This window comes from Pedobacter suwonensis (assembly GCF_900111825.1).
Classification (GTDB): Bacteria; Bacteroidota; Bacteroidia; order Sphingobacteriales; family Sphingobacteriaceae; genus Pedobacter; species Pedobacter suwonensis.
Genome location: NZ_FOJM01000017.1, coordinates 12,162 through 37,289, shown reverse-complemented (window position 1 = coordinate 37,289; position 25,128 = coordinate 12,162). Strand labels below are relative to the sequence as shown.

Sequence of the window (25,128 nt, the reverse complement as noted above, 5' to 3'; positions counted from 1 at the left end):
ATGATCGGATATGCACTAAAAAAACTCATGTATGGACTGCTGGTGATGGGCGGTGTAATATTGGTTGTTTTTGTGCTGTTCAACATTTTACCCGGCGACCCTGCAAGGATGACAATGGGGCAGCGGACCGATGTACAGTCACTTGAGGCTGTTCGTAAAGAATTTGGTTTAGATCGATCGAAGCCGGTTCAGTTTATTTTATATCTGAACGACTTATCGCCTGTCAGTATTTTGGATAATAACAGTGCCAGTCAACAGAAATACCATTACGCCAAACTCATAACTTTTGATCAAAAAGTGTTGGCATTAAAATGGCCCTATCTGCGTAGTTCTTACCAAACTAAGCGAGATGTTACTGCGATTCTTTCCGAAACGGTGCCTAATACTTTTATCCTTGCATTAACAGCAATGATTTTTGCTACCATAATAGGCGTGTTGCTGGGAGTGCTGTCTGCAGTATATAGAGATTCGTGGATTGATAAAACAGCTAATGCATTTGCTATTTTAGGAATATCCGCCCCTTCATTTTTCGCGGGAATTATTATTGCCTGGCTATTTGGCTTTGTGCTGAGCGATTTTACAGGCTTAAAAATGAATGGGAGTCTTTATTCCTACGATCCATTTAATGGAGAGGTGTTAACGTTAAGGAACTTGTGGTTACCAATGATTACACTGGGGTTAAGGCCATTGGCCATTATTGTTCAGTTAACCCGTAGCGCCATGCTGGATGTTTTGGCGCAGGACTACATTAGAACTGCAAAGGCGAAAGGTTTAAGCAAAAATGCGATTATATATAGGCATGCCTTAAGAAATGCCATGAATCCTGTTATTACAGCTATTTCCGGATGGTTTGCATCTTTATTGGCAGGCTCTTTCTTTGTCGAATACATTTTCGGCTATAACGGTTTAGGGAGGACAACAGTAACCGCCTTAGAAATGTCTGATTTTCCGGTAGTCATGGGATCAATTCTTTTTATTGCCTTTGTTTTTGTAGTCATTAATATTCTAGTCGACATTTTATATGCCTATGTTGATCCGAGGGTTAAATTAAGTTAAGTACGATGAGTGAAGAGGAAATCATTAAGTATACTGAACTTGCCGATAGACGGATTATCGAAATATTTAAGCAGGCAACTATTGAACTGCCTGATGCAGAACGTTTGTTCAGCCATGTGCTTAATGCACAGCATATTTGGGCGCAACGTATTTTTGGCAAAAAACCGGTTTACGGTGTTTGGGATATTCACCCCAGAGAAAATTTTGAAAGTATCTCTTTAGAAAATTTCAGACTGATTAAAGAGGCATTGAATAATTACACTTTAGATCAAAGGATTTTATATTCGAACTCCAGAGGGGATCAATATGAAAACCGTGTAGATGAAATTTTATTTCATTTGTTTAATCATACTACTTATCATCGCGGACAGGTGGTAACCTTATTAAAGAAGGCTGGGTTTACGCCACCTGTAACCGACTATATTATGTTAAAACGCGACCATTTATTTTAGGTCGGCAATCAGAAATCACATGAAAATTTTCCTTATCGGCTATATGGGCTGCGGCAAAAGTACCAAAGCAAAACAACTGGCACACCGTTTAGCATGTCCGGTGATTGATCTGGATGCCGAAATCGTTACGAAAACAGGTAAAAGCATTGCAGAATATTTTGCAGAATTTGGAGAAAGTGGTTTCAGGGATTATGAAAGTGAAATGCTTAAAACCTTTAACTATCCGGAAAGCTGTGTGGTGGCTACCGGAGGTGGATTACCTTGTTTCTTCGATAATATGGAATGGATGAATGCACATGGCACTACGGTTTATCTGCAAATGGAACCTGCTGCTTTGGTTTCACGCTTACATAACCGCCAAAAGCGTCCGTTGATTAAAGATTTGGATGATGAGCAACTCCTGGTCTTTATAAAAGAAAAACTCCATGAACGTGAGCCTTTTTATACCCGGGCGAAAATAATTGTAGATGCGTTTGATCTTGATGGAGAGCAGTTGGAGGAAGCCGTTAAGAGAGGTTGTTAGTCTGCAGTCCATAGTCTTTAGTTTTCAGTTGATTAATCGCTTTTAGCAATATTGCGATAGGTCGTAAGCGATCAACTATAGACCATCAAACCATTGACCCAATGGCTATGAACTATTAAACCACTAAACGAATATCATCATCAATAATCTTAGCAGATAATAAAGCCAATGGGATTCCGCCACCTGGATGTACGCTACCACCGCAGAAGTAAAGATTCTTCACTTTAGAACTGAAGTTGGAGTGCCTTAAAAATGCTGAAAACTGATTGTTGGAGCTATTGCCATATAAAGCGCCCTGATATGATCCTGTTTTGCTTTCAATAGTTCTTGGATCAAGGATTTGTTCGCAAATGATATCTTTTTCAATGTTCCGGTTTAAAATCCGGCTGATTTTTTTGATGATATTTACCTTCGCTTCCTTGATCAACTGATCCCAGTTTTGTCCGGTATTGGCAGGTACATTAATCATCACAAACCAATTCTCAGCATGGGCTGGTGCATCCGTTCTGATGTGTTTAGAACTGATGTTAATGTAAACGGTAGGGTCGCTGCTCACGGTTTTATCTTTCCAGATGGCATTAAATTCCTTTTGATAATCTTCGGTAAAGAAAATGTTGTGCAGGCCTAGCTCACTATAATTGCTGTCCATGCCCCAGTAGAAAATTAAGGCCGAACTACTTCGTTCCTGCGTTAATAGTTTTTTCGGCTCTGCTATGCCTTTCAATAAATTTTTATAAGTAAACCAGATATCGAGGTTAGAGATTACGATGTCTGCTTTGTAGATTTTATCGTTAACTTTAACACCCTTTGTTTTAGGTTTGCCTGCATCGGTGTATAGAATTTCTTCAACTTTCTGGCTGTAATGAAACCTAATGGCCAGTTCTTCAGCCAATTTTACTAAAGCGCTTACAATACCATACATTCCATCTTTTGGGATAAAAGCACCAAAATGATATTCAAAATGCGGAATTACATTTAGTGTAGCTGGTGCCTGATAGGGGTCTGAACCATTATATGTAGCGTACCGGTTAAAAAGCTGGGTAATGCGCCCGTCTTTAAAAAATGCCTGGTTTGCCATAGCCTGTGTTCTGAAAGCATCAATCTGACCAAAACGGAATATCGATTTTAAAGTATCCCAATGCAGGTAACTTTTAAGTTTATGTAAACTCCTTTCTAAAAAAACGCGATGTGTAACGTCATAGATTGTCTCGCTTTTTTTTAAATAACGCTGTACTTCAGCTGCGGTTGAATGGGTTTTTTCTTCAATATCCCGGGCAAATTTGTCAAGATCAGCGGTGGCATTTAGCCTTAAACCATCTTCATAAAAGTAACGGCAGATTTCTTTTAATTTAATGTATTTAAAATAATCTTCAGGATCTTTCCCGGCCAGTTTAAAGAGTTCATCTACATATTGTGGCATGGTAAAAAGACTTGGACCTGCATCAAACCTGAAACCATTCGTTTTTATTTCCCCTAGTTTACCTCCGGCTTTTGAGTTGGCTTCAAAAACATCAACTTGATAACCTTTAATAGCGAGGCGAATGGCAGAAGCAATTCCCGCGATTCCGGCTCCGATAATTATGGCTTTTGGTTTAGGCATAATACGAAAATAGCATAAATATTTTACTAACTTGACGCAATGACTAAGGATGAAATTATTATTTATAAAAATGAAGCAGGACTGCCAGCAATAGAAGTGGTTTTCGGTAATGATACTGTTTGGCTTACTCAACAGCAGATGCAACTGCTTTTTAACAAAACTAAACAAAATATTAGTCTCCACATTAAGAATATATTTACTGAAAATGAACTGGATAAAAGTTCAACTGTCAAGAAATCCTTGACAGTTCAAAAAGAAGGTAATAGGTCAGTTAGCAGAGAAATCGAATTTTATTCTTTAGATGTGGTTATATCAGTTGGCTATCGGGTAAAATCGGTTGAGGGAACAAAATTTCGTATATGGGCTAACCAGATTTTAAAAGATTATCTACTAAATGGATATGCCTTAAATTACAAAAGATTACAAGAACAAAGCCAGCAACTCATTGAATTAAAGCAAGCCATTAAGTTGGTTAATGCTGTTCAAAATAGCCACATGCTTAATAATGAAGAATTAAAAGATACTTTTAAAATTCTTACAGATTATGTTTATGCTTTAGATGTTCTTGACCGTTACGACCATCAACAGTTAGAAAATGAAGTTTCTGGCCATAAGGGTGATTTTAGAATAGATTACAATTCTGCACTTGAAGCAATAGAAGATTTGAGAGTGAAATTTGGTGGAAGCAAACTTTTTGGAAATGAAAAAGATCAGTCATTTAAAAGTTCATTGTACACCATTTATCAAACATTTGATGGGGAAGAACTTTATCCGAGTATGGAAGAAAAGGCGGCAAATCTATTATATTTTGTAGTAAAAAACCATTCATTTTCTGATGGCAATAAACGGATCGCTGCCTTTTTATTTGTTTGGTTTCTAGATAAAAATAAAATGCTCTATCGAGAAGATGGCACAAAAAGAATTGCCGATAACGCGTTGGTTGCACTCACCTTACTCATAGCAGAAAGTGATCCTAAAGAAAAGGAAATGATGGTTAAAGTAATTATTAATTTGATCAACTATAAAAATTAACCTATCTCAATTCCTCCAGATACGCTTTTGTCTGTTTTTCGATCTCATTAGTGGCAAATTTAATGGACGAACCTACTCTCGTAGTTTCTGTTTTAACGGGCATTTTATTGATGGTTGCCAATGCATCAACGTACCATTTGCCCCAAACCTCAATAATATGTTTCTCATCATCTGCCGATTTTCCATTCGCAATTGCTTTTTTGCTGAGCTCAAATTCTGTTTTTAAGCGGATCAGCGCATCTTCTTTAACTTGATAAACAGTAGCAATAGCCGTATTTTCGTCTGCAGAAATTAAGGTATAGGCCGCAGTTAAACTACTGATGCCGACGTTTTTCATCTCTGTTGCCGAAACTTTATCGATTCTATCATTATCGGTATGATAAAATACATCGGTAAAGTGCCACATCAGCAAACCTGGTATTTTATTTTGTAAAAACGGAGTGTGGTCGCTGCCGCCCTCAAAAGGATTATAGTTAACCGTCCAATTGGCAAATTTACCCTGTGCTTTACAGATATCGAAAATAAAATCGTTGAAATAATGCGGGAAAAGATCTTTCTCACTCACATCACCAGCGCCCCATTCAGTATGTTTATCCATACCTCTTGTCCAAATTGCTGATGGATCGGGCATTTTTTCGATTAAGAAAGAGCCACCGGTTTTTTTGGTGTCTTCGCCAACCATATCTAGACTCATTCCCCACATAATGCCTTTGGCTCTCGTGGTATCCTCGGTAATATATCTTCTAGTTGATACGATTTCATCGCCCCATAAAAAGGTCAAGCTGCGTTCAGGTTTTATCTTTTTTGCCTGATACAGTTCTGCAGTTAATCTTGCCATTTCTGCTAATGTGCCAACACCACTGGCATTATCGTTTGCACCAGGCTCCTGAACATGTGCACTGAAAACAAAACGTTCATCAGGATTTGTACTGCCTTTAACATTTGCCACAATGGTTAATTCTTCGGAAGGATATATTTTAGTCTGAATATTGACTTTTAATTTAGTATCACCTTTTAGGCAAGCGGCTTTTAACTTTTCTTTTGCTGCATAGGAAAGGAGCAATGTCCACACTTCGCTATTGGCTTTCATGCTGCCAAACTGAATAGAAGTTTGATGAATTTCCGGTTGGGTGTATTTTGGCATTGAATAGCCTAAAACCCCAATGGCCCCTGCTTTAGTTGCGATTTGTAGTAAACGCGATGGATTATTTTCAGAAAACAGGATTTTTCCTTTCAAATCCATCTTTTCTATTTCTGCTGCAACTATTTTTTCGATGTAAACCACGTTAGCCGTTACACCAGCAGCAGCAGCAGTTGAGCCACAATTAATGGGAATCATGTTACGGTTGGTTTTATAAGAAATAAGCGGTTGTGTCTCACCTATAATATTGATATTGGCATCAATAGGCTCCCAGGTGTTATTTTTCATCGCTCTTTTTTCAATCCGATAAGTTAAGGGCGCTTCAAACTCATTTTTTTTCTGTTCTACAAAACCAGCCTTTTTAAGGATGTTTTCAACGTAATGAATACTGGCGTTAAAGCCAGTATTGCCAGGTACACGAAAGTATTTTTCTACAAAGGCCGTTGTTTCGTAGGCATTTTTTTCCTGAAACCCTGCTCTTGTCATTTTGAAAAATCCATCTGTCGTGTTTTGCGCATAACAGGTAACGCCCGCTAAAAGCAGTAGAAAAAGTATCTTCGTTTTCATGATCATTAGTAAAAACGAAAGATACTAAGAATTTAATGTTGTTTAGTCGTAACGCTTTCCCATTTTACGTTTTAATCCTTCATCAACCGATAGTGGTCCAGAGCCAACTACCCAAAAAATGATAAGAAGAAATAAAATTAACACGGAGAACCAGAGTTCTGAATTCAGGGGTGAGAATCCTATAGTAAGGTTAACGAAAAATACGGCAAACAATAAAATTGGAAGCTGAATAACGACTGCAAAGCGGGTAACTAAACCTAAAGTGATCAAAATACCACCGACTAAATGTGCAAATGCGACAACATGAATGGCAACACTGATCAACATGCCTGAAAAACCAAATACGTTGTTTTGTGTAATCATGTTCTGAAGAACAGAGGTGTCGCTGACAAAAGAAACACCTTTTCCAAAAATGATCAGGCCAAGTACAATCCGAAGATAATCCAGCCATTTTGCGTGATGAACATCTCCCCAATGTTCAATTTTACGGATAACGTTCATACGAACCTCCATTTTTATGTAAATGATATATTAAGTTACGGATTTATATTTAGTTATCAAATAAGTATTTAGAAATCAGTGGGATATTTAAATTAAAAGAAAGAAAGCAAAATCTTTATCTTTCTGATAAAAGATTAACAGAAAATTAACCTATACCGTTTTGGTTTTTGGTCTGAATTTTGTATTATTGCTTAAATAGATTCGTTTTTTATCATGAGCAAGGAGATACTAGAGTTTTCTGTACAAGTGGATGAAAAATTCGACCTAAAATTTAACTGGTTGGGCGGCTTTTGGGACGCAGCATTTAGATTTTTTGGAAAATAATTTTTTAAAGCCATAATTATTGAAGAAGCATCAGCTTCCGGGTGGAAAGTTATGGCTTGATTTTTCTGGTTCTTCAGTCTATCGCGCTCTTTATTGCTGGTTTCAATCTTTTTGACCGACAGTTTTTAAGCCTTCTGTCTTTCTGTCCTACACCTTCAACCTCTTTTTCCTATCTTTGCAAAATAATGAGTAGAAGAAAACCTGGTACGGTAACTATTGTTCCAAACGTACAAATAATTGATATTGCTGAAGAAGGAAAAGGTGTTGGCAAGGCTGATGAATTGGTCATCTTTGTGGATAAAGCTGTTCCTGGTGATGTAGTAGATGTGCGGTTGACCAAAAAGAAAAAGAATTTTGCAGAAGCAATCATTGATCAGTTGCATGAAAAATCAGCATTGCGTACTGATCCTTTTTGTCCTCATTTCGGAACCTGTGGTGGTTGTAAATGGCAGCACATGGGTTACGATGCTCAATTAAAGTTTAAGCAGAAAAATGTTGAGGCAGCTTTACAGCGCTTAGGCAAAATAGATACCTCTGGCTCAGAACCGATTCTGGGTTCTGCAAAAAACAGATATTACCGCAATAAATTAGAATTTACTTTCTCGAACAAACGTTGGTTGGAGAAAACTGATGTAGAACGCGATGAAGATTTTGATATGAACGCATTGGGTTTTCACGTACCCTTACGTTTCGATAAAATTTTAGATATCGAACATTGTTATTTACAGGATGAACCCTCCAACTCCATCAGAAACGCTGTCCGTAAATATGCTTTGGAAAATGAGTTGTCTTTTTACGATCTGCGTAACCATGAGGGCGTTTTGCGTAACCTGATTATCCGTACTTCCAGTACAGGAGAAGTAATGGTGGCGGTGGTATTTGCTTATCCTGAACAAACACAGGTTGATGGTTTAATGGGGTTTCTAAAAAATGGATTCCCGCAAATTACCTCTTTACTTTATATTATTAACCAAAAGAAAAACGATACTATTTTTGATCAGGATGTCGTAGTTTTCTCTGGTCGCGATCATATTTTCGAAGAAATGGATGGCATCCGCTTTAAAATCGGGGTAAAATCTTTTTACCAGACCAATTCTGAACAAGCCTTCGAACTCTATAAAATTACCAGGGAATTTGCCGGATTTAAAGGTGACGAACTGGTTTATGATTTGTACACCGGGGCAGGAACAATTGCCAACTTTGTGGCCCGAAATGTAAAACAGGTGGTAGGCGTAGAATATGTACCTACCGCGATTGAAGATGCTAAGTTCAATTCTGAACTCAACGGAATTGATAATACGATCTTTTATGCCGGTGACATGAAAGACATTCTTACTTCCGAATTTATATCGGCCCATGGTAAGCCTGATGTAGTAATCACCGATCCGCCACGTGCGGGAATGCATGCAGATGTGGTGCAGAGATTATTGGAAATGGAAGCTGAAAAAATAGTTTATGTTAGCTGTAATGCCGCAACACAGGCCAGAGACCTCGAACTGTTAAAGGAAAAATATGATGTAGCCCGCATTAAGCCGGTAGATATGTTTCCGCATACGCAGCATGTAGAGAATGTGGTACTTTTGAGATTAAAGGCGTAAAATGTAAAATGGAAGAGGTTTGATGGGCTTTAAACGGTCTAACATTTAAACCCTCCAACAACAAAGAAATGGATAGAGAAGAATTATTAAGTGCAACACCAGAAGATAGTGGGGCGCCACAACGTAAACAGGAAAGTCCACTGATAAGCTTAGAAAAAGACCTGGAGTTTTATGCTGATGCGATCAAAGAAGTGGCCATTGAGATTATGGTTGAAGGGATTTCTGCGAATCCGATTTTCATTGCTCATCAGCACGAGGTAAATATTGGTGAAGTGATTTTAAATAAAGAAGAGCTCAATACCAATTGGACCATACAAGCCTCTACATTAGAAGAATTTGTAGAAAAAGGAATTATAAGCAAGGAGAAAAAAGAACCATTCTTAAAAGTTTATAAGAAACCGGAAGACTTTATGTGTGTATTCGTGATCGTTCCTGAAGGTGCTAACTTTATTTATTATCCGTATAAAAGAGTTAGAGGGTAGAACGATGGAGGGGTAAAGATTTATGTGCCAATGCCAATAATAGCCAGAATCTGTATAATCTTCGAGTATCTGGGAATTTTTTTATAAAGAAGACGCTGCTTGCATCCACAGAGCAGCGCCTATCATTAACTAAACTAAACTTTTAATTTACGTGGTGCACATCCCCACTTTTTGAGCTTGATGTTTTTTTAAGTGACGCGTTCCCCTTATAACTTACATCGCCACCGCCACTTGCACTTGCTTCCAAGCCTTTGTTTACGTAAAGATTTACATCAGAACCACCAGAAGCCTGGACCTTTGCATAATCTGCAATTAATTCATAAGCATCGATATCGCTACCGCCACTGGATTGAATGGTCATATTTTCTGCTTTTCCTTTTAAATCAATGTCGCTGCCTCCGCTTGATTGGATAGATAGATCTTTACAAACTACACTAAGTTTCAGATCCGATCCACCGGATGACCGGATGGCAAGTTTATCTGTCTTGATCTGATTTTGTGTAAAAACATCTGAACCTCCCGAAGCTGCTATTGCATTTAAGCTTTTAAAACTGACGTAAGCTTTAATGGTACGGTTTTTAAACATACTTCCCCAGTTGATGCCATCTTTAAATTTGATGGTAACATTGCTGCCACTTTGCTCCACAACAATATCTTTTAATATTTCCGAATCAGCTTTTACATTTACACTTTCGCTTCCACCCTGGGTTAAGTACAAATCAATTCCGCTACTTACCCCAATGCTGCTGAAGTTTTTAACTGTGAAACTTTTGGTTTCCTGTGCTTTAGCTATGTAGCTAGCTGCCACTATAAATAAGATGGCGGATGATTTGATAAAGATTTTCATATTTGTTTTTCGTTAAATGATTATGAAGCTGTTGAAATTCAATATTTGCATCTCAAGGCTTCGGTTCTCGTTTTGGTTACAGATTAGACGCATCTCTGGCGAAAACGTTGCAAACGATCGAAATTATTTTTTAAATAGTTTGAATTTCATCCTTAAAATCGTTCTTTTTGTATTCAATCCGATTATACAATGGCATCGCAATTACTTATTCTTAACAAAAAACAAATTCAGCAAAAAATAGATCGTATCGCTTATCAGATTTTGGAAGATAACCTGAACGAGAAAGAAGTGGTACTTGCCGGTATTTGGGACCGCGGTTATAAATTAGCGCAAAGATTAGAGAAAGTGCTTAAAAAGATTTCAGGCTTTAAACTTACGCTGTTGCGTATCGATCTGCAGAAGGAAAGCAGCAAACTGGTAGCTTCAACAGATTTGGATGAAAGCCATTGGAAAAACAAAGTGATTATTATTGTTGATGATGTATTGAATAGTGGTAAAACCCTTGCTTATGGTTTAGGTGTTTTCTTAAACACGCCACATAAAAAAATCCGCACGGTGGTTTTGGTTGACCGCAGTCATAAAATCTTTCCCATTGCCACTGATTTTGTTGGACTTGAACTTGCCACGGTTTTAAAAGAGCATGTTGATGTAGTGATGGATGTGGAGGGTGAGGAAGACCGGGTTTATTTGAGCTAGGATTGATGTAAGATGGAAGAGGTGGTATGGGCGATGGGATAGTATAACTGATATTGTTGCGCGTACTACAACTACTCAATATCGTCCTCGTTTGTAACGAGGATGTATGAAAAACGCGATTTATCGCTTATTTAATTATTTATATTTTAGATATTTGCGCCACATTACAAATGTGGATCTCTCTGATCCTCGTTTCAAACGAGGACCATAATTTTATCTTGGATTTAGCTTAATTTTGGCGTTTTTTTATATTGCGATATCGTCCTCGTTTGTAACGAGGATGCATGAAAAGAGCGATTTTATCGCTCTCTTTAAATCAATTCAATTTTTATTAAACCCTCAATTCCTGCATAATCCCTGGCGCTACTGTAAATATATTGTTTAGGAGATTCAACTATACCAGCTTTAACTGGGTTCTCATGGATATAATGTAGTTTTTGATATGCATCTATTTCTTGCAAATCGATAGGATGATTGTCATCTTGCCAGATTTTATAATTTTCGGCCCTATTGGTTTTTCTAGCTTCAAAATTAAACTTATCTAAAAGCCAATCTTTTCTGCTTTCAGGTATTTCCTTAATTGCTGTTGCAAGTTTTTTAGATGTAAATTTTTTAAAATCTCTCAGAAAATCAGACATTTTATTTGGCTCTTCACATCTTCCAATAAAATGAATGTGATTCGTCATCAGAACCCAAGCATTCAGTATTAATCCTTTACACTCAATACAGTGCTTTAACGAATCAACAATTATGTTTTTATATTCCGGTCGCGTAAATAAATCGATCCAACCGACTATTGTGCAGGTTATGAAATAAGTTTGATGCTGACCCGTAATGATGTATCTGCTTCCTCCCATAATAACAGATATTTAAATCTTTCAATAAAATTATGCCATCGGTAATGCAATATTTGGGAGATTTACAGTAAATATAAATAAATATTCGTTTGTTATAATAAGATTATAGTCATCGTTTGGAACTTGGATGTATGAAAAAAGTGGTGAATTGCTTATTGCGAAATTATTATACAGTTTTCATCACATCAGAAATGTGAATCTCGCTGATCCTAGTTAAAAACGATGAACATCAATTCATCAAAACAATCTTTTTAATCATCTATATATAGTACACATTTGCAATTAACCTCAATTTTTTGCAATTTTCCGAAATGTATCAGCCCAGAAAAAATAATCTGATTTTCAAATTTTTCTCATGGTATATTCAGTTTATTATCAAAAAAGATTTTGCTGCATTCAATTATAATGCAGTAGAAATAAAATCGGATTCTTCTATTTTGATCCTGGCCAATCATTTCAGCTGGTGGGATGGTTTTTTTCTGTTTTACATCAACAAAAAAGTGTTAAAAAAACAGTTTCATGTTTTGGTGAATGCCGAGAACTACACTAAAATAGGTTTTTTGAAGTATTTAGGTGCTTTTGCTGCCGAAAATAAAGGTAAAGATGTGCTGGAGACGCTCAACTATGCAGGCGAATTGTTAGATAATCCTGCAAACCTGGTGCTGGTATTTCCACAAGGCAAATTGTATTCTAACCATTTAAACGGTATTAATTTTGAAAAAGGGGTCATGCAGATCATTAATGCCAGCCAGAAAAAAATCAATATCATTTTTGCTGCTACTTTTATCGATTATTTTGCCAAGAGAAAGCCTACAGTTTATAATTATTTACAGCGTTGGGAAACTGAAGAGTATGTGAGTTTGCAATTGCTAAAAAGTGCCTATAATAAACATTACGATCAATCGGTTGTTAAACAAAATCAACTAATTGAATGACAGTTTTTATTTACGCCGTTTTAATTTTTCTGGTCATCCGCGTTTCGGTTACGGTTTTCAATTTCCTTTCTAACCCAAAGTTGCCAAGGGTAGTTAAACATCATCATGACCTGGTTTCGATTCTCATTCCTGCAAGAAATGAGGCGGAGAATATTTTAGAATTGCTTATTTCGATAAAAAATCAGGATTATACCAATTATGAGGTTTTTGTTTTGGATGATAACAGCAATGATAATACTTTCGGGGTAGTCGAAAAATTTTGCCTTGATAATCCGAAATTCAAGGTGGTAAGTGGTAAAGCGTTACCTCCAGACTGGTTGGGTAAAAACTATGCCTGTCACCAGCTTAGCGAATTGGCCACCGGTAAATACTTATTATTCATTGATGCTGATGAAACCATTAAAAGAGGATTGATCAACAGCCTCATCAGCAGGATGGAAATTGCAAGCCTTACGTTACTCAGCGTTTTTACCAATCAAACAATGAAATCGATAGGTGAATGGTTAACTGTGCCTTTGATGCATTTTATCCTGTTGAATTTATTGCCTTTGCGATTGGTGAAGCTTTCTAAAAATCCGGCTTTTGCAGCAGCCAGTGGGCAATGTATGTTTTTTAATGCCCATAATTATAAAGAAAACCGTTGGCATGAGCGGGTTAAACATCATGTTGTGGAAGATGTGGAAATTATGAAACTGGTAAAACAGGAAAAATTTAATGCAGAAGCACTTCTGGGCAACGGATTGATTTATTGCAGAATGTATAAGAATTTGAGCGAAAGCATAAATGGCTTTAGTAAAAATTTACTTGCAGGTTTTGGTAATAACATCATAATATTATTACTTTACCAGCTTTTGGTAACGGTAGGACCATTGGTTTTGATCTTAAACTTTAATGTTACTTTACTTGTATTACCATTAACTTTAATAGTATTAAGCAGAATGATGATTTCCTATTTATCCGGACAGCGTGTTTTGATAAATCTGATTCTACATCCTTTACAGATGTTGTTCTTCTTAATCATTTCACTCATTTCTATAAAAAAACACATTTTTAAAACGAGCACATGGAAGGGCAGAACGATCAAAACGATTTAAAGGTTAAAAGAATTGCAGTTGCAATAATTGTCGTTTTTCATGTAGTTGGCTTGTTTGGCTTCATAATCCCCGCTGCACAGCCTTATTTTGTAAAATTAGTCCCTTTTCATTTATTGCTGATGTTTGCCATAATTGTTTTTTCATACAATGGCGATGTAAAAAGATTATTATTGTTCGTTTCAGGAGTATTTCTCTGTGGCTTTTTAGTCGAAGTATTGGGCGTACATACGGGAAAGATATTTGGCAGCTACTACTATGGTGATACACTGGGTTACAAAGTTGCTGCAGTTCCATTGCTAATGGGTGTGAACTGGGTGATCCTGATATTCAGTATTGGACAAATGATGAAAAGTATAAAAATCAGACATAGTATTTTGGCATCGGTTATAGGGGCCTTTGCACTTGTGGGGCTTGATTTCTTTTTAGAACCGGTGGCTATGAAGTTCGATTACTGGCATTGGGACTGGCACGAAATTCCGGTTCAGAATTATGTGGCCTGGTTTATTGTTTCGGTAATTTTGCTGAAGTTTTATTATGCTTTAGGCTTAAAACAGCAGAAATATATTGGTGTGACTATGTTTGCCTCACAGCTAATCTTTTTTGTTGTCTTATACATGACAACCGGAACAAATATTTTTGCTTAATTTTGTATGTTAATTCTAATTAATTTGCATGATGGAAACGCTAATCGTACAGCCTAAAAATAAAAAACAGCTTTTGGCGGTTGAGGCCGTTTTACAAGCATTAAATGTAACTTTTAAAAAAGAGAAGAGCTATAGTCGTGAATTCATAAATGACATAGCCAAAGGAGAAGAAGATATAAAAAATGGACGTTTAACAAGGGTTAAGGATGTTCAAAATATATGGGAAAGTATTTTGTAGACATTACAGATCAAGCTAAAAAGCAATTAGCTGAGATTTTTAAATCAGGAGACAAAGCTTCCATTAAAAAACTTCAGCAAATTTTTATAGAATTAAGTATTCATCCAAAATCAGGTGTAGGTAAACCTGAACAGTTAAAATTTGAATTTTCCGGTTATTGGTCAAGGCAAGTAAATAAAAAGATAGATTAGTTTATAGAATTGATGAAGAGATTATTGCTGTATTTGTAATTTCTGCAAAGGGACACTACCATGATAAATAACTAATCCTAAGAAAAAAATGAGCAATCTAAACTTACAGGTTAATATCGATAAATCATCAGGCTTTTGCTTTGGCGTAGTATATGCTATAGAAATGGCAGAAGACATTCTGGATAACGAAGGTTATTTATATTGCCTTGGCGATATTGTGCATAATGATGAAGAAGTAGCGCGTTTAACCAATCGCGGATTAAAAATTATCGATCATGAGTTCCTAAAAAACTTAAAGAACGAAAAAGTTTTGATCAGGGCACACGGTGAGGCACCTTCAACCTATCAACTGGCTTTAGAAAATAACCTTACATTAATAGATGCTTCATGCCCGGTTGTGCTTAAATTACAGAACAGGATTAAAAATTCGCATGATGATAATGAGCAGGTTCTTATTTTTGGTAAGCATGGCCATGCTGAAGTGATCGGATTACAAGGCCAAACAGCTGGTAAAGCCATTGTTTTTCAGGATTTGGCCGAATTAGATCAGGTTGAGCTTCCGGCTAAATTTACCTTATACAGCCAAACTACTAAAAGCACCGATAAATTCTATCACATTAAAGATGAATTATTGAGTCGTGGTTACGAAGTTAAGGCCAACGATACCATTTGCAGACAAGTATCTAACCGATATGAAGAACTGGAAGATTTTGTGAGTCATTATGATAAGATCGTTTTTGTTTCGGGAAAGAAATCTTCAAACGGAAAAGTGCTTTATGATGTTTGTAAGAAATATAATGCTAATTCTTACTTCATTTCGAATGTAGAAGAGTTGGAGCAAGGCTGGTTTGCTGAAAACGATAGGGTAGGTATCTGCGGAGCTACCTCTACCCCAATGTGGCTGATGGAAAATGTTAAAGCCGCTTTGGAGCAGTATTAGATTATAAGAAGATCTGATAAGTATTCTATAGTAGAATCGTCATCTCGACTGTAACGCAGTGGAATGGAGAGATCTGCTTTGATAGATCTCTCGACTTCGTTGCACTTCGCTCGAGATGACGATCACATATTTTGATATAAAAAATTGAAAAAGATAAATCCATATGCCGGAATTCTGGTTGCGTTAACCGTAATTACCTGTTGGTTTATTTCTCTTTATTTTTTGCTGATATGGGATTTTAAATGGAGCAATCCTTTGGTTTATCTCATGGTTTTTGTTCAGATGCACTTGTACACCGGCTTGTTTATAACCGCCCACGATGCCATGCATGGAACAATAGCGCCGAACACAAAGGCGAATAATTTTATTGGTTATCTATCTGTTTTTCTCTACGCTGGTTTTTTTTATAACCGTTTGTATGCGAAACATCACCAACATCACCGTCATGTACATACTGAAAAGGATCCGGATTTTGCGCCACATGGCTTTTGGAAATGGTATTTCCGTTTTATGTTAAATTATGTTACCATTATTCAATTGGTTATTATGGCCATAGCTTTTAATGTTTTAAAAATCTGGATTGATGAAAAAAATCTCTTACTATTTTGGGTACTGCCATCTTTGTTAAGCACTTTTCAACTCTTTTATTTTGGAACATATTTGCCTCATAGAGGAGAGCATGATAATGAATACCATTCGAATACGTTACAGAAAAACCATTTTGTAGCTTTTATAACCTGTTACTTTTTTGGTTATCACTTTGAGCACCATCAAAAGCCAGGTATGCCCTGGTGGCAGCTTTATAAAACGAAGGGATAACAGTATCATCAGTAGTGAGGCCGGGTTAGCAACATCTGATCATAGCGTAAGATGTTTTTACCTTACACTAAATAAACAACCTCTAATTTCCTAAAGAATCTTTTGCTGGTTTCTCCAACTGTCAGATAGTAAAATCCGGCTGCACAGCGATAGTAGCCGCTACAAATAAGAGTTAATAAGGTCTAAAAACGTTAAAAACTTGCACAAAACTGCGTACATAAACCTGACTGGACGAAAATCCTTTTTGAGGTATGAACGTTTAAATAGCATTACCTGCCACAAAAAGATTGTAGGGAAGGCAGGACCATACTTAAATGTACTTGCTATCTTCGCTTTTCTAATAAATAGGTAGCCAATACAAGTTTTTTGACCAAAAAATGGCGGCCATTAAATTTTTACATAGGGAAAAAGCAATAAAAAGGCGATATTTGCGCCACAAAACATATTCTTGGTATAAATGAGCAAAAAGGGAATTTTACTGGTAAATTTAGGAACACCTGATAGTCCGGCAACAGCTGATGTTAGAAGATACTTAGACCAATTTTTAATGGATGAAAGGGTAATCGATATTCCCAAACTGAACAGGACATTATTGGTTAAAGGTATTATTGTTCCCTTCCGTAGTCCTAAAACTGCAAAATTATATAAAGAAATCTGGAATGAAGATGGCTCACCGTTGCTGTTTTACAGCAGGGTACAGGCTAAAATGCTTCAGGAAAGATTAGGTGATGAATACCATGTAGAACTGGCTATGCGTTACCAAAATCCATCTATTGCCTCTGCTCTGGCCAATTTAAAAGCAGGTTTGGTAGAAAGTATACAGGTAATCCCCATGTTTCCACAATATGCTTCTGCCAGTACCGGTTCGGTAATGCAGCTGGTAATGGAATTGGTGAGTAAATGGCCAACAGTTCCCCCCATCTCTTTCATTAATTCATTCCACGATAACGAATTAATGATAAAAGTTTTTGCCGAAAATGCAAGAAAACATCACGTAGAAAGTTATGACCACGTATTGTTTAGTTTCCACGGCTTACCAGAACGTCAGCTTTTAAAATGCGATCATACCGGGAGTTATTGTTTAAAAAATGCCGATTGCTGCCAAACATTAAATGATACTAATAAATTCTGCTATTCTGCCCAGGGACATGATACCGCCAGGTTAATCGCTCAGGAATTAAACCTGTCAAAAGATCAATATACTGTTTGTTTTCAGTCCCGTTTAGGTAAGGAACCATGGGTACAGCCTTACACTACCGATGTGTTAAAGAAATTGGCTGCCGAAGGCAAAAAACGCCTTTTAGTTTTTAGCCCGGCTTTTGTGGCTGATTGTTTGGAAACGCTTTACGAAATCACGGTAGAATACCACGAAGAATTTAAAGCGTTGGGTGGCGAACATGTTCAGTTGGTGGAAAGTTTAAACGATAGTCCTGTATTTATTGAGGCTTTGGCCGGAATGGTAAAATAGATCAACGATGGGAAGTTTTATTATTTTAATGGGCGTATCAGGAAGTGGTAAAACAGTAATCGGAAAAGCCCTGGCCCCAAAAATAAATGCGGAATTTATAGATGGTGATAACCTGCATTCACAACGGAACGTAGATAAAATGGCAGCTGGGATTGCTTTGACAGATGCTGATCGCTTAGATTGGCTACAGTTGATTGCTAAAGTTGGCCGTGAACATGCTCACAATGGAGGCAATTGTATTATCGCCTGTTCTGCACTTAAAAAATCTTACCGGGATCTGTTGAGAGCAGATAATAAATCCATACATTTTGTGTATCTGAAAGGAAGTTTCGATTTGATCCACGATCGCATTGTTAAACGCAGTCATCAATACATGCCTTCCAGCTTATTACAAAGCCAGTTTGAAACCTTAGAAGAGCCACAAGCAGATGAACCGGATGTATTTACCGTTTCTATTGACCAAAGTATATCTGAAATAGTTGAAGAAATTGCTAAGGCTGATCTGGTTGAGTAATTACAGAAACAATCTGACCTGTTGCCCCTTTGTTATCCCCCACATATTTGCTGGCCGCATTCGCTGCGTGTCGATCGCTTGCAAAAGCATTAAAGGCATCAATTAGTTCTTCAGCTGATGTTATGCTTCTCGCCGCACCGATGGCAATAAGATCTTTTGCTTCCTGAAATTTATCGTATTTAGGTCCGAAAATTACCGGTAACCCAAATGCAGCAGCTTCTAAAGTGTTGTGAATACCTATGCCGAAGCCGCCGCCGATATAGGCCAGCTTACCATATTGATATAATGACGAAAGCATACCAATGTTGTCGATGATTAAAATTTGAGATTTTAGATTTGAGCGTTGAGAACTGCTGACTTCTGACTGGGAACTGAAAACTGAAAACCGTACACTGCCAACTGAAAACTGTTTCTCAATACTTTCTATATGGCTTTCGTGGATCTCGTGTGGGGCAATGATAAATTTCCAATTCGGATATTGCCGAGGTAATGCAGATAATATTTTTTCATCTTCGGGCCAGGTACTTCCGCAAACTAAAGTAGGGGCGCTACCGATAAAGCTTTCAATAATATCGAGCTGTTTTGGTGATTGCGCATTTTCGTAAACCCTGTCGAAACGGGTATCGCCACTAATGGTCACATCATTTAATTCGATTGATTTTAAAAGGTTTGCGCTTTCCTCATTTTGCACAAAAAAGTAGGTGACCGATTTTAATATGTTCCGGTAAAAGCTGCCATACCATTTAAAAAACACCTGACTTTCTCTGAAAATCCCGGAAATCACATATAAAGGAATGCCCTTGACTTTTAGTTCCTTAAAATAGAAATGCCAAAATTCATATTTGGTAAAAATCGCCATTTCAGGGTTAATGGCTGCTATGAAACGTTTAGCGTTAGCCGCAGTATCAATCGGGAGATAAAATACGTCAGCCAAGGCATAATTTTTTCTAATCTCGTATCCCGAAGGTGAGAAAAAAGTAACTACAATTTTCTTTGTCGGGTAAAGAGCTTTCAGTTTTTCTAAAACCGGCCGGCCTTGTTCAAATTCGCCTAAAGAAGCAAAATGAAACCATACATGTTTTTCTGCTGGATTAACTTTCTGGGCAATCGAGGTAAAGATATTTTTGCGGCCATTGATAAACAATTTTGCCTTTGGATTAAATAATGAGAATATCCTGATGAGTAAAGTATAGCCCCAGATTCCGATGATGTAAAGTAATTTCATATCTTCGTGCCAAGATAAAAGGAATATATTTAAAAAGCTTAAAATATATGAAAGCCTTGCGTTTTACTGATATTAATGGATAAACAGACTTCACTGCCTGCCTTTTAGCTAATCAAAATAAAATGAGAAATCGGCCTGAAAAATAAAATCATTTTTGGTGGCCGGAATTGATACGATTTGAAAAAAATGACCGATCTTGGCTATAATTATAACGCCAAAGGTAGAAGACTATAAACTCCTGTTTACCATTGTGGATAACATCAAAAATATATTGAATAAGATTATTAAAAAATATGAGCGAAATAAAGGAAAAATTCCCTTCGGAAAGTTTGGGGAGTAGAAAGAGAATATTGATTACAGGCGCAGCCGGATTTTTAGGCTCACACCTTTGTGATCGTTTTGTAAAAGAGGATTATCACGTGATCGGGATGGATAACCTGATTACCGGAGATATAGCTAATATCGAACACCTGTTTAAACTGGAAAATTTTGAGTTTTATAACCACGATGTTTCCAAATTTGTTCACATTCCAGGTAAGCTCGATTATATTTTACATTTTGCTTCACCTGCAAGTCCGATCGATTATCTTAAAATTCCAATCCAGACCCTTAAGGTAGGATCTCTGGGCACACATAATCTTTTGGGTTTGGCGCGTAATAAGAACGCCAGGATGCTCATTGCATCGACCTCAGAAGTGTATGGTGATCCGAATGTAAATCCTCAGCCGGAAGAGTATTGGGGAAATGTAAATCCGGTGGGGCCACGTGGTGTTTACGATGAGGCCAAGCGTTTTCAGGAAGCCATAACTATGGCTTACCATACTTTCCATGGCGTAGAAACCAGAATTGTTAGGATTTTTAATACCTACGGACCAAGAATGCGACTAAATGATGGACGTGTTTTACCTGCTTTTATCGGACAGGCTTTAAGAGGGGAAGATTTAACTGTTTTTGGTGATGGAAGTCAGACACGCTCTTTTTGTTATGTTGATGATCTGATAGAGGGTATATACCGTTTATTAATGAGTGACTATGCTCAGCCGGTAAACATTGGTAATCCGGATGAAATCACGATCAAACAGTTTTGTGAGGAAATCATCAAGCTTACTGGTACTACACAAAAAATTGTTTACAAGGAACTTCCGCAGGATGATCCGAAACAGCGTAGGCCGGATATCTCCAAAGCGAAAGAGCTATTGGGTTGGGAGCCAAAAATAGGTCGTGCAGAGGGATTAAAAATTACATATGAATACTTTAAATCTCTGTCTTCAGAGGCTTTGGAAAAAATAGAACATAAAGATTTTACCACATTTAACCGTTAAAATGGCAAAAATATTAGTTACTGGCGGAACAGGATATATCGGTTCGCACACAGCAGTAGAATTACACAACGCAGGATACGAGGTTGTAATTATCGATAACCTTTCTAATTCGAATATCAAGATTTTAACCCAGCTGCATGCCATCACCGGTAAATGGTTTGATTTTCATGAAATTGATTTACAGGATGAAAAAGCAGTAAGGGAATTTGCTGAAAACCATGCTGATATAGATGGAATTATCCATTTTGCTGCTTACAAGGCGGTGGGTGAATCGGTAGAACAACCCTTAAAATATTATAAAAATAACTTTTTCGGATTAATTAACCTGCTTACTTCATTTAACAGGAAAATTAATTTTGTGTTTTCTTCATCATGTACAGTTTATGGTCAGCCAGATACTTTGCCGGTAACCGAAGCTGCATCAGTTAAAAAAGCAGAATCTCCTTATGGCAATACCAAACAGATTGCTGAAGAGATACTGGCAGAAACTGCTGCGGTAACGCCTGATCTAAGTGTAATCGCTTTGCGTTATTTTAATCCGGTTGGTGCACATGAAACTGCTTTGATTGGTGAGCTGCCAAATGGTGTGCCTGCAAACCTTGTTCCCTTTATTACCCAATCAGCTATTGGAAAACGTGGTCCGATTACTGTTCACGGAAATGATTATGATACGCCGGATGGTTCCGCTATCCGCGATTATATCCATGTGGTTGATCTTGCAAAAGCACATGTTGCCGCTATAAAAAAATTAGAAGATGGGAATCCTAACGGTAACTATGATGTATTCAATATCGGTACCGGTAAAGGATTTTCAGTTTTGGAGATTATTGCTGCTTTCGAAAAAGCAAATGGACAGAAACTGGATTATAAAATCGGGCCAAGAAGGGCAGGAGATGTTGTGGAGATTTATGGTGATGTAGAGAAATCAAATAACGAATTGGGCTGGAAGGCCGCCCTTGATATCAATGAAATGATGCGCTCTGCCTGGGAGTGGGAAAAATACATTAAGGCTAATCCTTTTTAAATGAAATTATCGGAGCACAAAGATTTAAAAACCGCTATTGCCGCATTGCCTGTTAAAGAAAAAGACAAGCTGTTATTGCGTCTGGTAGCAAAAGATAAAGTGCTTACCGAACACCTTCATTATAAGCTATTAGAGGATGAGGCGGATCTGGAAGACCGTAAAGAAAGGATTAAGGCTGAAGTTGAGGAGCAGATTACTGAGCTTAAAAAACTGAATGCAAAAGAAGCTTTAGTAAAAGTGAGGAAGATGATCACTGCTGTCAATCATTTTTACAAAGTGACAAAAGATCCTGTTGGAGAGGTTGAGCTAAAATTGTTTATTCTAAATACTATCCCTCTGGATTATAAAAAGTCAATTTTTGGTTACCGCGATTTTATGATGCTTTTTAGTGTTTATTACATTAAAACGGTTGCGGTAACCATCAATAAATTCAAAAAACTTCATGAAGACCTGCAGTTCGACTTTGCGGAAAACCTAAATCAACTGCTTGATAAAATTTATTCCTCTAAATTCGCTGGTGCTGCAGAAGCCAGCAATTTACCAAAAGAAATCGTCTAAAGCTATGGCCTGTCGTTAGGCTCGGATTACAGCACTACTGAACCAGTTTATTCATACCTTAACGCCTCTACAGGATCCAGTCTGGAAGCTTTTTTTGCAGGATAATAACCAGATAAAATTCCAACCAATACACATAATACAAAACCACCAATAATAAACAACCACGGGATTAAAAATGAACCACCCATGGCCAGGGAGATTAAGTTTCCTAATACAATGCCGAGGAAAATCCCGAATACACCACCCATTAAGCAGATTACTACAGCTTCAATTAAAAACTGGCGACGGATGACTTTTGGATTGGCCCCAATGGCTTTGCGTATACCAATTTCGCGCGTACGTTCGGTAACAGAAACCAGCATGATATTCATCAAACCTATCGAGGCTCCAATTAAAGTAATAATACCGATTGCAACACCACCGATGGCTACAAACGCCAGGTTTTCGAACAAGGTTTGGGCAATGGCATCACTTTTCGTAATTTCGAAATTGTTGGGTTCGCTAACCTTTACTTTGCGTATATTTCTGAATAGCGCAGTAGATTCACCAATAATGTTTTCCTGCATGTCATTACTAGGTACCATTACTGTAATGGTATAAGATGGGTTGGCATTGGCATTAATTTGCTTTGCTTTCAACAGCGGCACATAAACGGCCCTGTCTCCACTAAAGCCCATACTCGATCCTTTTTTCTCCAAAATACCAACAATTTTAAATCGGTTATTGCCTACATTGATCAACTTATCCAAGGGATCTGAATCTTTGAAGAGTTTTTCAACTACTTCGCCACCAACTATACAAACATTACTCCCCAACTGTATTTCAGAAACGCTAAAATTTCTTCCCTGTGAGAGGTTTAAGCCCTGAGCGGCTAAACCGTTTTCATCAATTCCCTGAACGTTAATATTTGGGTTGGTTTTTAAACTACCATATTTTATAGTAGAACCACCACTGGCAAAAACACTTACTGCCACGGTAGCGGGGGTATTCAGGCTATCTTTAAACTTAACGGCATCTTCGTAACGGATGGCTTTAAAAGGTTTGGGTCTTTTCCCGTTTCCAATTCTGATTCCCGTACCCCGGTTTCTGATGGTAAATGAGTTGGCTCCCATGCTACTAAAAGCATCTGTCATACTTTTTTTTACAGCATCAAGAGTGGTTAAAATCCCCACCAAAGCCATTAAACCAATGGCAATAATCAAGGCGGTAAGCATGGTACGCAAGCGGTTCGCTTTAATAGATTCTAATGCCAGTCGGATGTTTTCTCTGTAATTCATTTATTGTAAGTGCCAGGTCAGGTATTGAGTATTAAGTATGGAGATGGGATTTAACCTTATACCCTACACCTTTTGCCTTAAACCATTATGTGTAAAAATAAAAAAAGTCCCGATGTTTAGACAAGGGGACTGTATGATATGTTACAATAATATTTTATTTATGCCGAGAAACTCGTGCCACAGCCACAGGTGCTGGTTGCATTGGGGTTAATGAAGGTAAAACCACGTGAATTTAAGCCGTCCTGCCAATCAATCATCATGCCCATTAAGTACATCTGGTGTGCTTTGTTCATGAAAACCTTGATGCCGTTGATCAGAAATTCCTGATCGCCATCTTTTTTCTGATCAAAACCTAAAACGTAATTCATGCCGGCACAGCCACCACCTTCAACGCCAACGCGCAATCCGTAATCATCGCCAATTTCCTGCTGATCTTTTAATTTATATAACTCTTTGGCTGCCCCTTCGGAAAAACTAACTGGTGCAAATGCTGTATCAACTGTTGTGCTCATGTTATTTAAATTTAATCTGTTACAAATATAAATAATAATGTACATTTTTGCTTTTAGCAGGCAGTTAATATTACTGTACTTAAACAATACTTATGAATACACAACAGATTTTAGTTGATATAATAATCTTATTTGCAGGCATTTTTATGGCCTTAATGGCAACTTATTACATTTTAAGAAACGATATTCAACGTTTTTTTAATTTAAAAACCATCGAACTGAACAAAGAGAGCCGGGCGCAGATTTTACCCCTGCGCTTACAGGCCCATGAACGTTTGATTATATTTGTTGACCGTATTAATCCTGCTAATTTGCTTGTTCGGTTGCATCAGCAAGGGATTGCCATCGCTACTTTACAAGCTGGTATTTTAAATGAAATCCGTGCAGAATATCAACATAACATTACCCAGCAGCTGTATATAGATAGTGTAACCTGGGGAGTGGTAAGAAAACTAAAAGATGATACCATTGCCATGATCAATAACGCGGTGCCAGGTTTACCAGCCGATGCAAATGGGATCGAACTCAGTAAAGCAATTTTACAGCACATGGCCGGTATAGATGAAAATCCGTATGATTTAACAATTGAGATGATTAAGAAAGATATTTATAAACTGTTTTAGGGTTGATTGTTAAATGAAATCTGGTGCATAGCTGATTTTACAGCTATCGATTAGCCGTTTTCGATAAG

At 37.4% G+C, this 25,128-nt stretch carries 28 protein-coding genes; 20 read left to right on the top strand and 8 right to left on the bottom strand.

Annotated features, from left to right (window positions below; translation table 11 throughout):
• The 3 genes from BM107_RS19905 to BM107_RS19895 are packed head-to-tail and all read left to right on the top strand — an operon-like array spanning position 1 to position 2,031.
• Entirely contained in the window at positions 1-1,056 is a 1,056-nt protein-coding gene (locus BM107_RS19905; protein ID WP_090986601.1) for an ABC transporter permease, read from the top strand.
• Positions 1,057-1,061: 5 nt separating this feature from the next.
• The gene (locus BM107_RS19900) at positions 1,062-1,508 is read left to right on the top strand and encodes a DinB family protein (protein WP_090986599.1); all 447 of its coding nucleotides are present in this window, start codon (positions 1,062-1,064) and stop codon (positions 1,506-1,508) included.
• A gap of 19 nt (positions 1,509-1,527) precedes the next feature.
• Complete coding sequence (locus BM107_RS19895; protein ID WP_090986597.1) at positions 1,528-2,031, top strand: shikimate kinase; 504 nt, start codon at positions 1,528-1,530, stop codon at positions 2,029-2,031.
• Positions 2,032-2,146: 115 nt separating this feature from the next.
• Here the strand turns inward: BM107_RS19895 and crtD are convergent, their stop codons facing one another.
• Positions 2,147-3,631 carry a 1-hydroxycarotenoid 3,4-desaturase CrtD gene (gene crtD / locus BM107_RS19890; RefSeq protein ID WP_090986595.1) on the bottom strand — a complete coding sequence of 495 codons (1,485 nt, stop codon included), beginning with the start codon at positions 3,629-3,631 and terminating at the stop codon, positions 2,147-2,149.
• A gap of 39 nt (positions 3,632-3,670) precedes the next feature.
• Between crtD and rhuM the strand changes: the two genes are divergently transcribed.
• Positions 3,671-4,663 carry a virulence RhuM family protein/type II toxin-antitoxin system death-on-curing family toxin gene (gene rhuM, locus BM107_RS19885; RefSeq protein WP_090986593.1) on the top strand — a complete coding sequence of 331 codons (993 nt, stop codon included), beginning with the start codon at positions 3,671-3,673 and terminating at the stop codon, positions 4,661-4,663.
• Position 4,664: 1 nt separating this feature from the next.
• Here the strand turns inward: rhuM and BM107_RS19880 are convergent, their stop codons facing one another.
• Positions 4,665-6,371 (bottom strand): M28 family peptidase, encoded by a 1,707-nt coding sequence (locus BM107_RS19880; protein WP_090986781.1) that lies wholly within the window; start codon positions 6,369-6,371, stop codon positions 4,665-4,667.
• A 42-nt stretch (positions 6,372-6,413) separates the two neighbouring features.
• Entirely contained in the window at positions 6,414-6,872 is a 459-nt protein-coding gene (locus BM107_RS19875) for a DoxX family protein (protein WP_090986591.1), read from the bottom strand.
• A 509-nt stretch (positions 6,873-7,381) separates the two neighbouring features.
• Here BM107_RS19875 and rlmD point away from each other — a divergent pair.
• Together rlmD and BM107_RS19860 are read left to right on the top strand one after the other, a co-directional pair.
• Positions 7,382-8,794: a 23S rRNA (uracil(1939)-C(5))-methyltransferase RlmD gene (gene rlmD / locus BM107_RS19865; protein WP_090986587.1), complete on the top strand. Its 1,413-nt coding sequence runs from the start codon at positions 7,382-7,384 to the stop codon at positions 8,792-8,794.
• Positions 8,795-8,862: 68 nt separating this feature from the next.
• On the top strand, positions 8,863-9,276 hold the full coding sequence (locus BM107_RS19860; RefSeq protein WP_090986585.1) for a hypothetical protein: 414 nt from the start codon (positions 8,863-8,865) through the stop codon (positions 9,274-9,276).
• A 142-nt stretch (positions 9,277-9,418) separates the two neighbouring features.
• Here the strand turns inward: BM107_RS19860 and BM107_RS19855 are convergent, their stop codons facing one another.
• Positions 9,419-10,123, bottom strand: a complete 705-nt coding sequence (locus BM107_RS19855) for a head GIN domain-containing protein (RefSeq protein ID WP_090986582.1) — start codon at positions 10,121-10,123, stop codon at positions 9,419-9,421.
• A 189-nt stretch (positions 10,124-10,312) separates the two neighbouring features.
• On the opposite strand from BM107_RS19855, the gene BM107_RS19850 reads away from it, so the two are divergent.
• Positions 10,313-10,819, top strand: coding sequence for a phosphoribosyltransferase family protein (locus BM107_RS19850; RefSeq protein ID WP_090986580.1), 507 nt, complete (start codon positions 10,313-10,315; stop codon positions 10,817-10,819).
• Positions 10,820-11,130: 311 nt separating this feature from the next.
• Here BM107_RS19850 and BM107_RS19845 read toward each other — a convergent pair whose 3' ends face one another.
• The gene (locus BM107_RS19845; protein WP_090986578.1) at positions 11,131-11,676 is read right to left on the bottom strand and encodes an REP-associated tyrosine transposase; all 546 of its coding nucleotides are present in this window, start codon (positions 11,674-11,676) and stop codon (positions 11,131-11,133) included.
• A gap of 296 nt (positions 11,677-11,972) precedes the next feature.
• Here BM107_RS19845 and BM107_RS19840 point away from each other — a divergent pair, with 296 nt between their 5' ends.
• From BM107_RS19840 to BM107_RS19800, 9 genes are all read left to right on the top strand, one after another.
• Complete coding sequence (locus tag BM107_RS19840) at positions 11,973-12,611, top strand: 1-acyl-sn-glycerol-3-phosphate acyltransferase (RefSeq protein WP_244278868.1); 639 nt, start codon at positions 11,973-11,975, stop codon at positions 12,609-12,611.
• The gene (locus BM107_RS19835; protein WP_090986574.1) at positions 12,608-13,705 is read left to right on the top strand and encodes a glycosyltransferase family 2 protein; all 1,098 of its coding nucleotides are present in this window, start codon (positions 12,608-12,610) and stop codon (positions 13,703-13,705) included. Before BM107_RS19840 ends, BM107_RS19835 begins: the two co-directional genes overlap by 4 nt.
• Positions 13,675-14,349 (top strand): carotenoid biosynthesis protein, encoded by a 675-nt coding sequence (locus tag BM107_RS19830; protein ID WP_090986572.1) that lies wholly within the window; start codon positions 13,675-13,677, stop codon positions 14,347-14,349. Before BM107_RS19835 ends, BM107_RS19830 begins: the two co-directional genes overlap by 31 nt.
• Before the next feature lie 28 nt (positions 14,350-14,377).
• Positions 14,378-14,587 carry a DUF2683 family protein gene (locus BM107_RS19825; RefSeq protein WP_090986570.1) on the top strand — a complete coding sequence of 70 codons (210 nt, stop codon included), beginning with the start codon at positions 14,378-14,380 and terminating at the stop codon, positions 14,585-14,587.
• On the top strand, positions 14,569-14,778 hold the full coding sequence (locus BM107_RS19820) for a type II toxin-antitoxin system YoeB family toxin (RefSeq protein WP_244278867.1): 210 nt from the start codon (positions 14,569-14,571) through the stop codon (positions 14,776-14,778). The genes BM107_RS19825 and BM107_RS19820 overlap by 19 nt, the downstream gene beginning before the upstream one ends.
• An 88-nt stretch (positions 14,779-14,866) precedes the next feature.
• The gene (locus tag BM107_RS19815; RefSeq protein WP_090986568.1) at positions 14,867-15,718 is read left to right on the top strand and encodes a 4-hydroxy-3-methylbut-2-enyl diphosphate reductase; all 852 of its coding nucleotides are present in this window, start codon (positions 14,867-14,869) and stop codon (positions 15,716-15,718) included.
• Positions 15,719-15,862: 144 nt separating this feature from the next.
• Positions 15,863-16,537 carry a fatty acid desaturase gene (locus tag BM107_RS19810; protein ID WP_090986566.1) on the top strand — a complete coding sequence of 225 codons (675 nt, stop codon included), beginning with the start codon at positions 15,863-15,865 and terminating at the stop codon, positions 16,535-16,537.
• Between the two features lie 457 nt (positions 16,538-16,994).
• Positions 16,995-18,005, top strand: a complete 1,011-nt coding sequence (gene hemH / locus BM107_RS19805) for a ferrochelatase (RefSeq protein WP_090986564.1) — start codon at positions 16,995-16,997, stop codon at positions 18,003-18,005.
• Between the two features lie 7 nt (positions 18,006-18,012).
• Positions 18,013-18,519, top strand: coding sequence for a gluconokinase (locus tag BM107_RS19800; protein ID WP_090986562.1), 507 nt, complete (start codon positions 18,013-18,015; stop codon positions 18,517-18,519).
• On the opposite strand, the gene BM107_RS19795 is transcribed toward BM107_RS19800, so the two are convergent.
• Complete coding sequence (locus tag BM107_RS19795; RefSeq protein ID WP_090986560.1) at positions 18,497-19,744, bottom strand: 3-deoxy-D-manno-octulosonic acid transferase; 1,248 nt, start codon at positions 19,742-19,744, stop codon at positions 18,497-18,499. The genes BM107_RS19800 and BM107_RS19795 overlap by 23 nt on opposite strands.
• A 293-nt stretch (positions 19,745-20,037) precedes the next feature.
• Between BM107_RS19795 and BM107_RS19790 the strand changes: the two genes are divergently transcribed.
• The 3 genes from BM107_RS19790 to BM107_RS19780 are packed head-to-tail and all read left to right on the top strand — an operon-like array spanning position 20,038 to position 22,648.
• Positions 20,038-21,066 carry a UDP-glucuronic acid decarboxylase family protein gene (locus BM107_RS19790; protein WP_090986558.1) on the top strand — a complete coding sequence of 343 codons (1,029 nt, stop codon included), beginning with the start codon at positions 20,038-20,040 and terminating at the stop codon, positions 21,064-21,066.
• A gap of 1 nt (position 21,067) precedes the next feature.
• Entirely contained in the window at positions 21,068-22,090 is a 1,023-nt protein-coding gene (galE, locus tag BM107_RS19785; RefSeq protein WP_090986556.1) for a UDP-glucose 4-epimerase GalE, read from the top strand.
• Positions 22,091-22,648: a hypothetical protein gene (locus BM107_RS19780; protein WP_090986554.1), complete on the top strand. Its 558-nt coding sequence runs from the start codon at positions 22,091-22,093 to the stop codon at positions 22,646-22,648. It abuts the gene before it with no gap.
• Positions 22,649-22,695: 47 nt separating this feature from the next.
• Here BM107_RS19780 and BM107_RS19775 read toward each other — a convergent pair whose 3' ends face one another.
• Together BM107_RS19775 and BM107_RS19770 are read right to left on the bottom strand one after the other, a co-directional pair.
• Positions 22,696-23,925: an ABC transporter permease gene (locus BM107_RS19775; protein WP_090986552.1), complete on the bottom strand. Its 1,230-nt coding sequence runs from the start codon at positions 23,923-23,925 to the stop codon at positions 22,696-22,698.
• A gap of 158 nt (positions 23,926-24,083) precedes the next feature.
• Positions 24,084-24,437, bottom strand: a complete 354-nt coding sequence (locus BM107_RS19770) for a HesB/IscA family protein (protein WP_090986779.1) — start codon at positions 24,435-24,437, stop codon at positions 24,084-24,086.
• A gap of 92 nt (positions 24,438-24,529) precedes the next feature.
• On the opposite strand from BM107_RS19770, the gene BM107_RS19765 reads away from it, so the two are divergent.
• Complete coding sequence (locus BM107_RS19765) at positions 24,530-25,060, top strand: DUF7935 family protein (protein WP_090986550.1); 531 nt, start codon at positions 24,530-24,532, stop codon at positions 25,058-25,060.
• The last annotated feature ends 68 nt before the right edge of the window (positions 25,061-25,128 follow it).